This is a genomic window from Serratia sp. PL7, from assembly GCF_945957435.1.
On record NZ_CAMFLB010000159.1, the window covers coordinates 1 to 223 of the forward strand.

General features: G+C 45.7%; 1 tRNA gene. It reads right to left on the minus strand.

The features are described 5' to 3' along the window. Window positions 1-147: 147 nt before the first annotated feature. A tRNA-Glu gene (locus N6G83_RS54745) sits at window positions 148-223 on the minus strand.

Genomic DNA, 223 nt, shown 5'->3' on the forward strand with positions numbered 1-223 from the left:
GGAGGGATAAGTTTCAGCTGTCATGTTTCAATTTTCAGCTTGTTCCAGATTGTTAAAGAGCAATATCTTAAACACGACTCGCAAGAGTCATCTTTAAGATAATCAGTCACGAATGACCGGTGATAATGTCTTTCACTCATTATCGGATGGCGTCCCCAAGGGGATTCGAACCCCTGTTACAGCCGTGAAAGGGCAGTGTCCTAGGCCTCTAGACGATGGGGAC